This window comes from Nitrospirillum viridazoti CBAmc, assembly GCF_000730165.1.
Lineage (GTDB): Bacteria > Pseudomonadota > Alphaproteobacteria > Azospirillales > Azospirillaceae > Nitrospirillum > Nitrospirillum viridazoti.
Genome location: NZ_CP022111.1, coordinates 534,473 through 547,375, shown reverse-complemented (window position 1 = coordinate 547,375; position 12,903 = coordinate 534,473). Strand labels below are relative to the sequence as shown.

Below are 12,903 nucleotides of genomic sequence, written 5' to 3'. Positions count from 1 at the left end.
CGGGGCTTTTCCTTGGCACAGAGACCGCTTACTTGGCCTCGGTATCCGTGCGGTACTTCTTGAACCAGGCCAGGATGGCATTGGTCTCGCCCACCAGCTGCGACGGGCGTTCGGCCAGGCCGCCGTGGCTGGCACCGGGCACGCGGATGAGGACCGTGGGGATGCTGCACAGCTGCAGGGCGGCGTAGTACTGCTCCGCCTCGCTGGGGGGCGTGCGGTGGTCTTCCTCGCCCACCATGACGGCGGTGGGGGTCTTGACGTTGCCCACCAGGCTCAGCGGCGAGCGGCGCCAGTACTGCTCCTGATCCTCCCACGGCATCTTGCCGAACCAGTACTTGGCCATGAAGGTGTAGCCGTCGACGGTCAACACCTCGCTGGTCCAGTTGATGACCGGCTTCTGCGTCACCGCCGCCTTGAAGCGGTCGGTCTTGCCCACGATCCAGGCCGTCAGCACGCCGCCGCCGGACCCGCCGGTGACGAACAGGTTGTTGGGGTCGACCGAGCCCTTGGCGATGGCGGCTTCCACCACGCTCATCAAGTCGTCGAAATCCTGGCTGGGGTAGTTGTGGTGGATCTGGTTGGCGAAGCTTTCGCCGTAGGACGTCGACCCGCGCGGGTTGGCGTACACCACGATGTAGCCGGCGGCGGCGTACAGCTGGTCCTGCGTCGACCACACGGGGCCGTAGCTGGCGAAGGGCCCGCCATGGATTTCCAGCACCAGCGGGTACTTCTTGGCCGGGTTGAAGTCCGGCGGCGTCACCATCCAGGCGTCGATGGGCAGACCGCCGGCGCTGGAGGTGGTGGGAAGCGGCTGCACCTTAGCCAGCGTCTTGCCCGCGAAGAGGCTGGCGTTGAGGGTGGTCAGGCGCTTCTGCTCTCCCGGGCCGGTGCTGAGACCGACGTCGGCCGGGTGGGTGGGATCGCCCCAGGGAAAGGCCACCGCGCCATCCTTGGACACGCTGAAGCCGCCGCCGGAATAGGGGCGGTCCAGCTCACTGCCGGCCAGGCCCTCGGCCACCGTGGTGATCTTGCCGTCCAGGGTGACGCGGGCGACCTTGGTGACGCCGTGATCGGTGTAGGTGGCGTAGATGGACCGGCTATCCGCCGCCCAGCGCGGGCTGCCCAGGTCGCGGTCGAAGCCGGCGGTCAGGGCCCGCACCTCGCTGCCGTCGGCGTTCATGATCGACAGCACGCTGTTTTGGTAGCCCAGTTCCTTGTCGTCGAAACCGACGAAGGCGATGTGCTTGCCATCCGGCGACGCCACCGGTTCCTGGTCGGGACCGTGGCGGGTGGTCAGCTGGGTCAGGCCGCCGGTGGTGGTGTCGACGGAGAAGACGTCGGAGTTCAGGGGATCGCGTTCCCAGTCCTTGCCGTGGTTGGTGCTGAACACGATGTGGCGGCCATCTGGCATCCACGACAGGGCGCCGCCATCGTCATACTGACCGTTGGTCAGCTGACGCGGCGCGCCACCATCGGCGGGCACCACGAAGATGTGGTTGAAACCGGGACGGACATAGCCCTCGCCATCCTCGCGATAGTTGATCGAGGTGATGACCTTGATGGGATCGGCCCACTTCGCCCCCTCCGGCGCCGCCAGGGGGGAACCCAGGCTGCTGCCCTCCTCCGGCACGAACATGGTGAAGCCGATCTGCTTGCCGTCCGGCGACCAGGCGATGTCGGACGGGCCTTCCGGCAGGGCAGTGATGGCGGCGCTGTTCCCGCTGCCGGGGCCACTCAGCCAGCGCACCCAGATCTGCGGCTTGTCGCCGGGGCCCTTGGCCACATAGGCCAGCCGGGTGCCGTCCGGCGACCAGCGCGCCCGGCTGCTGCCCGGGACGCCCAGCGGGGTCTGCTGGCCGCTGGCGACGTCCACCAGCCAGACCTCGCTGCGGGCGTTGTCGGTCATGATGTCTTCGGACGAGCGGGTATAGGCGATGCGCTTGCCGTCCGGGCTAATCTGCACGTCTTTGGCCTGCGCCAGCGCGAAGGCGTCGCGCGGCGTCAGGGTGTGGGCGGGGGTGACCGCCTCTGGCGTGGTTACGGGCGCCGCCAGCGCGCAGGGTGCGACGCCCAGCGTAAGGGCCAGCGCGAACGCCGCCCGGTGCAAACGTATGGTCATGTGGGTCCCATCTGCATTGTTCTTCTGTCGGCCCGGGCCCCGCTCCCGGAACAGGCGCACAGCCTGTCACGTTTGCGGGGCCGCCGCCAGATGGACCTGCCATACGGGACCTGCCATACGGGACTGATGGCCGGGTATTAACCGCCGCCCACCGGCGTCACCACCTTGCCCGTGCCGCCACACTCCGGACAGGGCGCGCCCTCCACCGTGCCGGTGCCGCCACAGCGCCGGCAGGTGTTCTCGCCGGCGCCGGGCGTGCCGGGGCGCACGGCTTCGGGGTTGGGCGTGGGGTTGGCGTCGGGGCGCCCGTGCGTGGGCTGGTCCTTGGGTTCTGCTGCCATGGCATCCTCTGTCCGGTGGGGGTTGGGTCGTGTCCGGACCACAACCCCCGACCGGCGGATTGGATGCGTTTCGTCACGCCGCGCGCACCGCCGTGACGAAGCGGCTGACTTGTTCGTCCAGGGTTCTCAGCTGCTGCGCCAGCTCCCCGGCCGTGCCCAGTACGTGGCTGGCGCGGTCGGCGCTGTCCACCACCACGTCGCTGACGGCGTGGATGTTGGTGGTGACGGCGCGGGTGCCGCGGGCGACGATGCTGGCGTTCTGCGAGATTTCCCGCGTCGCCGCCCCCTGCTGTTCCACGGCCGAGGCGATGCCGGCCGCCACCTCCTGCGCCTTGGCAGAGACCTGGGCGATGGTGCGCACCTCGGCCACCGCCCGGCCGCTGGCCTGCTGCGTCGCCTCGATTTGTGCCGTGATCTCGTCCGTCGCCTTGGCCGTCTGGTTGGCCAAGTTCTTCACCTCCGACGCCACGACGGCGAAGCCCTTGCCCGCCTCCCCCGCGCGCGCCGCCTCGATGGTGGCGTTAAGGGCCAGCAGGTTGGTCTGGCTGGCGATCTGGGTGATCAGGTTCACGATCTCCGTGATCTTTTCCATCTGGCCGGCCAGGTGCTCGATGGTCTGGCGCGCCGTCTCCGCGCGCGACGCGGTGTCGGTGGCGATCTCGGCGCTCTCGGTCACCCGGGTCGCGATCTCGCCGATGGAGGCGGACAGCTGTTCCGCCGCCACCGCCACCGTCTCCACGCTGCTGGACGTCTCATCCGTCGCCGCGCGCACGGCGTCGCTGCTGCGCCGCGCGTCGGCCAGGCCGGCCGCCAGATGGTTGCTCTGCGCGTCCACCTGGCCGCTGGCCTGGGCCACCAGCCTCAGGACGGAGGAGACGTTGGCCTCGAAGTCGTTGGCCAACCGTTCCGCCGTGGCGCGGCGTTCCCGCTCCGCCGCCTCCTGCAGCTGGGTGCGTTCCTGGTGCAGCTTGCCCACCTCGGCCGCGTTGCGCTTGAACACCTCCAGCGCACGGGCCATGGCGCCGATCTCGTCCCGCCGGCCCAGCGCCGGCGTGGGCACGTCAACGGCGCCCTCGCTGAGCGCGATCATGGTGCCGGTGATCTCATCGATGGGCCGCGCCACCAGGCGATAAGTCACCGCCCCCAGCAGCAGCACCAGCACCGCCACCGTGACGCCCGTGGCCACCATGATCAGCATGCCCAGGGAGCGCAGGGGCCCGAAGGCCTTGGTCGCGTCCATGGTCACGCCCACGTACCAGCGGGCCGAGGGCAGGTCCTTGATGGGGTAGAAGGAGGTCAGGGTGTCGCCCTGCTGCTCCGGCGTGCGGCCCAGATGCTGCTGGATGTCGAAGCCCTCGGCCAGCTTCTTCATCACCCGGTCCTTGTCGGCATGGACCAGCACCGTGCCGTCGCCGTCGATCAGGAACACCTGGCCGTTGCCGCCCAGGTCGAAGGACTTGAGGAAGGTCTTGACCATCTCCAGGTCCAGGTCGCCGGCCGCCACGCCCGCCAGCGCGCCATTCTTCATGACGGGGCTGGCGATGGTCAGCACCAGGTTGCCGCCCGACGCGCTGACATACGGCTGCGTCATGATGGTTTGCCGCGCGCCATCGGCCGCCTTGTACCATCCGCGCTGGCGCGGGTCGTAGCCCGGTGGCAAATCCAAGGCCGGGACCATGGTGAAGACGCCGGCGGTGTCGCCGTAATAGACGGGGCTGAAGGTGCCGCTCAGCGTCGGTCCCTGCAGCAGGCCCATGACATGGGCGCCGTCGCCGGCCGCCACGTCATCGGCCAGGTTCCGCACCAGCGAAACCCGGCCCATCAGCCACTTCTGGATGCCATCGGCGGCCGACTCGCCGGTCGATTTGATCTGAGTATTGATCTGGGTGGTCAGAGTATCACTTGAGACAGAATAAATCACATATCCTAGGACGCTGAAAGCGAGCGCCACGAATACCGCGGTGAAAGCGACAATCCTGTAGACGAATTTCGTTCGTTTGCCCGTCTGCTCAATCGAGCGCATGCCAGCATACGGTCTGGAGTTCATTGCCCCCTCGCACTGTCATGTCTGTTTATAGGGACGGTCAAGGCCAGCCCCGTTAAGGAACAGACTAGATCAGATTTCAAAGAGGTCAAACGCCAAATTTTTGCATGTGCGAGAAGTTTTCCGCATCTGCACCTTTAAAGGGCAACCGCCTTCGACCAAGGCAGCGGACGCCCATAAAATTCGCCATTGCCGCGAACCTTGCTGCCGGGCACGTCCCCGGAACTCCGTGCTTGTCCGTCTCCCAGGCGGCACTAGGCCGATCGGCGGATGGACTGTGGCGGCGCGCCAAAGGTGCGGATGAAGGCCCGCCGCATACGCTCGGTATCACCGAATCCCGTTTCGATAGCGATGCGATCCAGCGAAGCTGGACTTTCCTCCACCAAGTCCCGCGCCGCCTCCAGCCGCAACTGCTCCACAGCCTTGGCCGGGGTCAGGCCTTGCTCGGCGGCGAAGGCGCGGGCGAAGTTGCGCGGGCTCATGGCCGCCTGCGCCGCCAGTTCCTCCACCGTCAGGGGCCGCGCCAGATTGTCGCGCACCCAAGCCAGCAGATCGCCGAAGCGGCTGCTGGTCCCCTGCATCTCCAGCAGGGTGGAGAATTGCGACTGTCCGCCCTGGCGGCGGTAGGGCACGACCAGCTGGCGGGCGGTGCGCCGGGCGATGGCCTCGCCCTGGTCCTCCGCCACCAAGGCCAACGCCAGGTCGATGCCGGCGGTGATGCCGGCCGACGTCCAATAAGCGCCATCACGGACGAAGATGCGATCGGCCTCCAGCCGCACCTGGGGGAAGCGCCGGGCGAAAGAGCTGGTGCGGTACCAGTGGGTGGTGACCCGCCGCCCGTCCAACAGGCCGGCGGCCGCCAGCAGGAAGGTGCCGGAACAGACGCTGGTGACCCGCCGGGCGTGCCCCGCCACGGCACGGGCGTAGTCCAGCAAGGCGGGCACGGCGCTGGCGGCGTTCACCCCCTCGCCCCCCGCCACCACCAGCGTGTCCACCTGCGCCGGGTCCGCCAGCGGCCCCGCCATGAGCAAGGCGCCGGAGGAGCTGGCGACCGGCCCCGCCGCCAGCGCCATGACGCGGATGTCATAGGGTTGGCGGGCGTAGCGGCCCGCGATCTCGAACGCCGCCAAGGGTCCGGTGACGTCCAGGATCTGGAACCCGGGATAAGCCAGGAAGGCGATGGTGCGGGCCATGGGCGTTGTACCGTCATTGGCAGAAAAGGTGGGATTTATGGCATTGCTGCCAGGGCTTGTCGAGAGCACCGTTGGGCCATCCCGTGCCGTCAGCTTGGAGCTTTCCCATGAGCCAGCCCGCCTTCACCGTCGTGGAAGTCGTCTTCCCCCTCATGACCCAATTGGACTTCACCGCCCCGCACCAGGTGTTCAGCCGCCTGCCCGGCATCACCACCCGCGTGGCGTCCGCCACCGGCGGCACCATCGCCTCGCACGAGGGCCTGCGGTTCGAAGGGACGGAGCGGCTGGCCGACATTGCGGCCTGCGACCTGCTGTTCATCCCCGGCGGCATGGGCATCGCCGCCGTGCTGAACGACATCGAAACCATGGCCCAGGTGCGCCGCCTGGCCGAGGGCGCCCGCTACCTGACCTCGGTCTGCACGGGGTCGCTGGTCCTGGCCGGGGCCGGCTTGCTGAAGGGCAAGCGGGCGGCCTGCCATTGGGCCTGGCGCGGCCAGCTGGCCCGGTTCGGCGCCATTCCCGATTCCGGCCGTGTGGTGCGCGACGGCGACATCATCACCGGCGGCGGCGTCACCGCCGGCCTGGACTTCGCCTTCACCGTGGCCGCCGAGATCGTGGGGCCCGACGCGGCGGAGGCCCTGCTGCTGATGCTGGAATACGCGCCCGAGCCGCCCTTCGCCGGCGGCCGCCCGGAACTGGCGCGGCCGGAGGTGAGGCAGCGGGTGGATGAGTTATACGGCGCCATCCTGCCCAAGCGCATGGCGGAGGTGGAGGAGTACGCCCGCCGCATGTCGCCCTAAGCCAACCGCATCCGCGCCTTAAGCCCCGGGTGATTGTCCGCCAGGTCGAAGGCGCCGCCGTGCAGCTTCGCGACGGCGCTGACCAGGCTGAGGCCCAGGCCCACGCCGGGGGTGCCGCGGCCCATGTCGCCACGATAGAAGCGCTCCGTCACCCTTGGCTTTTCCTCGTCCGGGATGCCGGGGCCGTTGTCGCTCACCGACATCTCGACCTTGCCATCGGCACCGCTGGTCACTTCCACCATGATGGCGCCGCCCTCGGGCGTGAACTTCAGGGCGTTATCGATCAGGTTGCCCACGGCCTGGGCCAGCAGGACCGGGTCCCCCAGGATGGTCATCATGCCCTGGTCGCCCCGGAAGGTCAGGGAAACGCCCCTCAGTTCCGCCGCCGGCAGGTAGAATTCCACGGCCCCGGCCGCGACCTCCGCCACATTGACCTCGGCAAAGCCGGAGCGGCGGGCGCCGGTGTCGATCTCCGCCAGGCGCAGCAGGGCGTTGAAGATGCCGATGACACGGTCGACGTCGGCCACCGCCCCGTCCACCTCGGCATAGGTCTCGGCCAGGGGCGGACGGGTGACGCTCACCTCCTCCAGCCGCGACCGCAGCTCCGCCAGGGGCGTGCGCAGATCGTGGGCGATGGCGTTGGAGACGTTGCGCACGCCGTGCACCAGCTGCTCGATCTGGTCCAGCATACCGTTGATGGTGCGCGACAGGGTGTTGAACTCGTCCTGCCCCCGGGTGGTGGGCAGGCGGCGCGACAGGTCGCCCAGGACGATGCCGGTGGCGGTGCGGCTGAGATCGTCGATGCGGCGCAGCACCGCCCGGCGGATGAGGAAGCCGCCCAGCATGCCCAGCAGCAGCAGGACGCCCATGGCCGCCAGCAGGCTGTACCAGAAGCGCTGCTCCAGGGGGCGGAAGTGGGCCATGTCGCGCGCCACCACCAGGTGATAGCCGCCGGGCAGCACCACATGCACCAGACGCGCCTGCACCGTCCGGCCGCTCAGCTTGATGGGGGCGTTGTAGACGCCCTGCCGTTCGGGGAAGTCGCCGGGCCAGGCCGGGAGGTTGCCCGCCAGCACGGTGTGCGCCGCGTCCGTCAGCAGCAGCAGGCGCTCCGCCGCGATCTGCATGCTCATGCGCTCATTGAGGAAGGCCACCAACCCATCGGGCCCACGCTGGCGGAACACCTCGGTGAAGCGCTGCGCGTCCTCCTGCAGGATCTCGGTGCGGCCGTCGTCGATGGTGACCCGCCAGGCATAGCCCAGGGGGGCGGCGAACAGCACCAGGGTCACCAGCCCCAGCAGCACATAGCTGAACGCCAGGGTGTAGGCGGAGGAGCGCAGGGGTGACGCGGGGGCCGGCGCCATGTCAGCCGCCCGCCGTCATCATGTAGCCGGCGTTGCGCACCGTGCGCAGCAGCGGCGGCTCCCCCTCCCCCTCGATCTTCTGGCGCAGCTTGCTGATGTGCACATCGACCACGTTGGTCTGGGGGTCGAAGTGATACCCCCAGACGCCTTCGAGCAGCATGGTGCGGGTCACCACCTGGTCGACGTGGCGCATCAGGTACTCCAGCAGCTTGAACTCCTGGTTCTGCAGGGTGATGACCCGCTCGCCCCGGGTCACCTTGCGCGACAGCAGGTTCATGCGCAGGTCCCCCACCGCCAGGCTGGTTTCCGGCACGGCGCCGGTGGGTGACCGGCGCATCAGCGCATCCAGGCGCGCCAGCAGCTCGCCGAAGGCGAAGGGCTTGGTCAGGTAATCGTCGCCGCCGCTGCGCAGGCCCTTGATGCGCTCATCCACGCTGCTGAGCGCGCTGAGGATCAGGACCGGCGTCTGCGTGCCCATCTTGCGCAGGGTCTCGATGATGGTCAGGCCATCGATGTCGCCCGGCAGCATGCGGTCCATGACGATGACGTCGAAGGGTTCGCCCGTCGCCAGGAACATGCCGTCCCGCCCGTTGTCGACGTGCTCCACGGTGTGTCCCGCCTCGCGCAATCCCTTCACGACGAAGCGCGACACCCGTTCGTTATCCTCGACCAGCAGCACCTTCATGACAGCGTCCCCCTCAATCGCCGGTGCCCAGGGCCGCGTGCGGCCGGACGTGACCTTCATGCGCCGTCTTGGCCTTGCCCCGGCGGCTCAGCCAGTCGTTCACCCGGTCCAGGTAGAGGTAGACCACCGGCGTGGTGAACAGGGTCAGGATCTGGCTCAGGATCAGGCCGCCCACCATGGTGATGCCCAGCGGCTTGCGCAGTTCGGAGCCCGTGCCGTTCTCCAGCATCAGCGGCAGGGCGCCCAGCAGGGCCGCCATGGTGGTCATCATGATGGGGCGGAAGCGCAGCAGGCAGGCCTGGCGGATGGACTCGATGGGGGCCATGTGCTGTTCCCGTTCCGCCTGGATGGCGAAGTCCACCATCATGATGCCGTTCTTCTTCACGATGCCGATAAGCAGGATGATGCCGATGAGCGCGATGACCGACAGGTCGTAGTGGAAGATCATGAGCATCAGCAGGGCCCCCACGCCCGCCGACGGCAGGGTGGACAAGATGGTCAGCGGGTGGATGTAGCTTTCATACAGCATGCCCAGGATGATGTAGACGGCCACCAGCGCCGCGGCGATCAGGTAGGGTTGGGTCGCCAGCGAGGCCTGGAAGGCCTGGGCCGTACCCTGGAAGGTGCCGTTGACCGAAGAGGGCATGCCCATCTCCGCCTGGGCCTGCTGGATGACCTGCACCGCCTCGCCTAGGGATACGCCGGGCGCCAGGTTGAACGACAGGGTCACCGCCGGGAACTGGCCCAGATGGTTGATGGACAGGAAGTTCACATGGTTGGTGTCGTACTTCACGAAGGTGGACAGCGGCACCTGCTGACCGGTCACGGGTGACTTGATGTACAGCTTGTTCAGGGTGTCCGGGTTGGACTGCAGCTCCGGCGTGATCTCCAGCACCACGTGATAGCTGTTCAGCTGGGTGAAATACTGGGTCACCTGGCGCTGGCCGAAGGCGTCATAGAGGGTGCTGTCGATCAACGAAGGTTGGATGCCGAAGCGGGCGGCCTGGTCGCGGTCGATCACCAGGTTCAGGGTGGTGCCGTTGGTCTGCTGGTCGGTGGCGACGTCGCGCAGCTGGGGCAGGCCCTTGAGCTTGTCCAGCAGCTTGGGCGCCCAGTCGTTCAGCTCACCCAGGTCGGCGTCCTGCAGGGTGTACTGGTACTGGGTGCGGGCCAGACGGCCGCCCACGTTCAGATCCTGGCTGGCCTGCAGGAACAGGGTCGCCCCCTTGACCTTGGCCAGCTTGGGCCGCAGCCGGGCGATGATCTGGTCGGCGGTGGCGGTGCGCTGGTTGCGTGGCTTCAGGCTGATGACGATGAAGCCGTTGTTGATGGGCCGCCCACCGCCACCGACGGATGTCGCCCAGGCGGCCACGTCCGGATCCTGCGCCACGACATCGGTCAGCTGGTGCTGCAGCCGCACCATCTCGTTGAAGGACACGTCCTGCGAGGCGTCGGCCAGGCCAGCGATGATGCCGGTGTCCTGCTGGGGGAAGAAGCCCTTGGGGATGGCGACGTACAGCACGCCGGTGGCCGCCACCGTGGCGAAGAACACCATCAGGGTCAGGCGCTGGTGCCGCAGCACGAAGTCCAGGCCCCGGCCGTACTTGGCCACCAGCCAGTCGAAGCAGCCCTCGATGAACAGGTAGGCCCTGCCGTGGCGGGCGTGCTTTTCATCCTTCAGGAACAGGGCGCTCATCATCGGCGACAGGGTCAGCGAGACGAAGGCGGAGACGGCGATGGTCATGGTGACGGTGATGGCGAATTCGCGCATCAGCCGGCCGACGATGCCGCCCATCAGCAGCAGCGGGATGAACACGGCCACCAGCGACACGCTAATGGACATGATGGTGAAGCCGATCTCCCCGGCGCCCTTCAGCGCCGCCTCCTTGGGCGACATGCCCTCCTCGATGTGACGGTAGATGTTCTCCACCATCACGATGGCGTCGTCGACGACGAAGCCCACGGCGATGGTCAGGCCCATCAGCGACAGGTTGTCCAGGCTGAAGCCCAGCAGGTACATCAGCGCCGCGGTGCCGAACAGGGCCAGCGGCACGGTCACGCCGGGGATCAGCGTGGCCCACAGGTTGCGCAGGAACAGGAAGATGACCATGACCACCAGGAAGATGGTCAGCAGCAGGGTGAACTGGACATCCTCCACCGAAGCCTTGATGGTGGTGGTGCGGTCGATGACCTTGTCCATCTTCACGCCCGGGGGCACCGCCGCCATGACCTGGGGCAGCATGTCCTCCACCTTCGACACGATGTCGATGATGTTGGCGCCGGGCTGCTTGAACACCTGCAGGATGATGCCGGGGCCGTTGTTCTGCCAGGCCAGCAGCTGGTTGTTCTCCGGCCCGTCCACCGCCACGCCGATGTCGCGGATGCGCACGGGCGCCCCGTTCTTGTAGGCGACGATGACGTCGTTCCACGGCTCCGCCTTCAACAGCTGGTCGTTGTTGTAGATGACGAAGTTGTGGGCGATGCCGTTGATGGAACCCTTGGGCGCGTTGACCGTGGCCGTGGGGATGACGGCGGCTATGTCCTCAAGCTGGATGCCCAGGGCCGCGATCTTGGCCGGATCCACCTGCACGCGCACGGCGGGCTTCTGCTGGCCGCCGATGGAGACCTGGCCCACGCCCGGAATCTGGGACAGGCGCTGGGCGATGACGTTCTCGGCGAAATCGTCCACCGTGGTCAGGGGCAGGTTGTCGGAGTGGACCGAGTACACCAGGATGGAGCTGTCGGCCGGGTTGATCTTGCGGTAGGTCGGCGGCGACGGCAGGTTCTTGGGCAACTGGCCGCCGGCAGCGTCGATGGCGGTCTGCACATCCTGCGCCGCCGCGTCGATGTTGCGGTTCAGGTCGAACTGAAGGGTCACCTGGGTACTGCCCAGCGTGCTGGTCGACGTCATCTGGCTGACGCCGGGGATGGCGGCGAACTGGGTTTCCAGCGGCTGCGCCACGCTGGACGCCATGGTTTCCGGACTGGCGCCCGGCAGGTTGGCCGAGACCTGGATGGTGGGGAAGTCCACCTGCGGCAGCGGCGCCACCGGCAGCAGCGGATAGGCCACCATGCCCACCAGCAGCACGCCCAGCATCAGCAGCGAGGTGGCGATGGGCCGGGTGATGAAGGGGCTGGAGAGGCTCATGGCTGCTTGCCTTCCATATTGGTGGGGGTGGCGTCGGCCGTCTTGGCCTCGCCGGCCACCGTCACCTTGACGCCCGGTTGCAGGCGATAGGCGTTGCTGGTGGTGACGCGCTCACCGGCCTGCAGGCCCTTGGCCACGACGACCGTGTCGCCGGTGGTCTCCGCCGTCTCGATGGGCCGCATCTCCACCGTGGAGTCCGGCTTCACGACATAGGCGTACAGGCCGTTGGGCCCGCGCTGCAAAGCGGCGCTGGGGATGGTCAGGGCCCCGCGGCGCGTCTGCTTCAGCAGCTTCACGTTCACGAACTGGCCCGGCCATAGATGCTCGTCCGTGTTGGGGAACTGGGCCTTCAGCCGCACGGTGCCGGTGGTGGGGTCGATCTGGTTGTCCACCAGCATGACGGTGCCGGTGGCGAGATCCGTCTTGCCGTCGCGCGACACGGCGGTGACGGTCAGGGGCCCCTGGGCCATGGCCTGGCTGACGGCCAGGCGGTCCTCTTCCGGCAGGGTGAAGATGACGGAGATGGGCTGCATCTGCGTCACCACCACAATGCCGGTGCCGCTGGCCGCGTGCAGGTTGTTGCCGGGGTCGACCTGACGGATGCCCGTCCGCCCCTGGATGGGGGAGGTGATGCGGGTGTAGTCCAGCTGGGTCCTGGCGTTGTCGATGGCGGCCTGGTCGCTTTTGATCTGGGCCTGCAACTGGTCGACCTGGGCCTTGGCCGTGTCCACCGTCTGCTTGCTGGCCAGGTTCTGCGGCGCCAGGCGGGTGTAGCGCTCCAAATCGGCGCGGGCGTTGGCCAGCTGCGCCTCATCCTTGGCCTTGGTGGCCAACGCCTGGTCGTACGCCGCCTGGTACAGGCGCGGGTCGATCTGCGCCAGCAGGTCGCCCGGTTTCACCGTCTGCCCCTCGGTGAAGGCGACCTTGTCCAAGGCGCCATCCACGCGGGTGGTGACCGTCACCGTGTTCAGCGACTGGACGGAGCCCAGGCCCGCCAGATAGACGGGCGCGTCGGCCGGGGTGGCCACGGCCGTGTCCACGGCGACGGCGCCGCCGCCCTTGGCTGTCGGTGGGGCGGCCTTGCCGGCGGTGCTGGGCAGCAGCTCGGCACCGGCGGCGGCGAGGATGAAGACGCCGCCCAGGCCGGCCATGACGGCGCGGGTGCGGCTGATGCGGATAGGCTTCAAGATGGGGTTCTCGCTCATGATG

Annotated in this window: 9 protein-coding genes; 1 reads left to right on the top strand and 8 read right to left on the bottom strand. The window is 68.1% G+C overall.

Going from position 1 to position 12,903, the window contains the following annotated elements; genetic code table 11:
- Positions 1-28 precede the first annotated feature (28 nt).
- The 4 genes from Y958_RS15850 to Y958_RS15835 form a co-directional block, all read right to left on the bottom strand.
- Positions 29-2,119 (bottom strand): S9 family peptidase, encoded by a 2,091-nt coding sequence (locus Y958_RS15850; RefSeq protein WP_244909542.1) that lies wholly within the window; start codon positions 2,117-2,119, stop codon positions 29-31.
- 137 nt (positions 2,120-2,256) lie between these two features.
- Complete coding sequence (locus tag Y958_RS15845; RefSeq protein ID WP_088873004.1) at positions 2,257-2,460, bottom strand: hypothetical protein; 204 nt, start codon at positions 2,458-2,460, stop codon at positions 2,257-2,259.
- Between the two features lie 73 nt (positions 2,461-2,533).
- The gene (locus Y958_RS15840; RefSeq protein ID WP_244909541.1) at positions 2,534-4,483 is read right to left on the bottom strand and encodes a methyl-accepting chemotaxis protein; all 1,950 of its coding nucleotides are present in this window, start codon (positions 4,481-4,483) and stop codon (positions 2,534-2,536) included.
- Between the two features lie 275 nt (positions 4,484-4,758).
- Positions 4,759-5,697, bottom strand: a complete 939-nt coding sequence (locus Y958_RS15835; protein WP_088873002.1) for a GlxA family transcriptional regulator — start codon at positions 5,695-5,697, stop codon at positions 4,759-4,761.
- 107 nt (positions 5,698-5,804) lie between these two features.
- On the opposite strand from Y958_RS15835, the gene Y958_RS15830 reads away from it, so the two are divergent.
- The gene (locus tag Y958_RS15830; RefSeq protein WP_088873001.1) at positions 5,805-6,497 is read left to right on the top strand and encodes a DJ-1/PfpI family protein; all 693 of its coding nucleotides are present in this window, start codon (positions 5,805-5,807) and stop codon (positions 6,495-6,497) included.
- Here Y958_RS15830 and Y958_RS15825 read toward each other — a convergent pair.
- The 4 genes from Y958_RS15825 to Y958_RS15810 are packed head-to-tail and all read right to left on the bottom strand — an operon-like array spanning position 6,494 to position 12,899.
- The gene (locus tag Y958_RS15825) at positions 6,494-7,861 is read right to left on the bottom strand and encodes a sensor histidine kinase (RefSeq protein ID WP_088873000.1); all 1,368 of its coding nucleotides are present in this window, start codon (positions 7,859-7,861) and stop codon (positions 6,494-6,496) included. The genes Y958_RS15830 and Y958_RS15825 overlap by 4 nt on opposite strands.
- Position 7,862: 1 nt before the next feature.
- Positions 7,863-8,546, bottom strand: coding sequence for a winged helix-turn-helix domain-containing protein (locus Y958_RS15820; protein WP_004272521.1), 684 nt, complete (start codon positions 8,544-8,546; stop codon positions 7,863-7,865).
- Between the two features lie 13 nt (positions 8,547-8,559).
- Positions 8,560-11,694 (bottom strand): multidrug efflux RND transporter permease subunit, encoded by a 3,135-nt coding sequence (locus Y958_RS15815; protein ID WP_088872999.1) that lies wholly within the window; start codon positions 11,692-11,694, stop codon positions 8,560-8,562.
- On the bottom strand, positions 11,691-12,899 hold the full coding sequence (locus Y958_RS15810; RefSeq protein ID WP_244909540.1) for an efflux RND transporter periplasmic adaptor subunit: 1,209 nt from the start codon (positions 12,897-12,899) through the stop codon (positions 11,691-11,693). The genes Y958_RS15815 and Y958_RS15810 overlap by 4 nt, the downstream gene beginning before the upstream one ends.
- Between the last annotated feature and the right edge of the window lie 4 nt (positions 12,900-12,903).

Coding starts and splice junctions, on each gene's coding strand:
- Y958_RS15850 (WP_244909542.1), bottom strand. CDS start 2,119: ATGACCATACGTTTGCACCGGGCGGCGTTCGCGCTGGCCCTTACGCTG.
- Y958_RS15845 (WP_088873004.1), bottom strand. CDS start 2,460: ATGGCAGCAGAACCCAAGGACCAGCCCACGCACGGGCGCCCCGACGCC.
- Y958_RS15840 (WP_244909541.1), bottom strand. CDS start 4,483: ATGCGCTCGATTGAGCAGACGGGCAAACGAACGAAATTCGTCTACAGG.
- Y958_RS15835 (WP_088873002.1), bottom strand. CDS start 5,697: ATGGCCCGCACCATCGCCTTCCTGGCTTATCCCGGGTTCCAGATCCTG.
- Y958_RS15830 (WP_088873001.1), top strand. CDS start 5,805: ATGAGCCAGCCCGCCTTCACCGTCGTGGAAGTCGTCTTCCCCCTCATG.
- Y958_RS15825 (WP_088873000.1), bottom strand. CDS start 7,861: ATGGCGCCGGCCCCCGCGTCACCCCTGCGCTCCTCCGCCTACACCCTG.
- Y958_RS15820 (WP_004272521.1), bottom strand. CDS start 8,546: ATGAAGGTGCTGCTGGTCGAGGATAACGAACGGGTGTCGCGCTTCGTC.
- Y958_RS15815 (WP_088872999.1), bottom strand. CDS start 11,694: ATGAGCCTCTCCAGCCCCTTCATCACCCGGCCCATCGCCACCTCGCTG.
- Y958_RS15810 (WP_244909540.1), bottom strand. CDS start 12,899: ATGAGCGAGAACCCCATCTTGAAGCCTATCCGCATCAGCCGCACCCGC.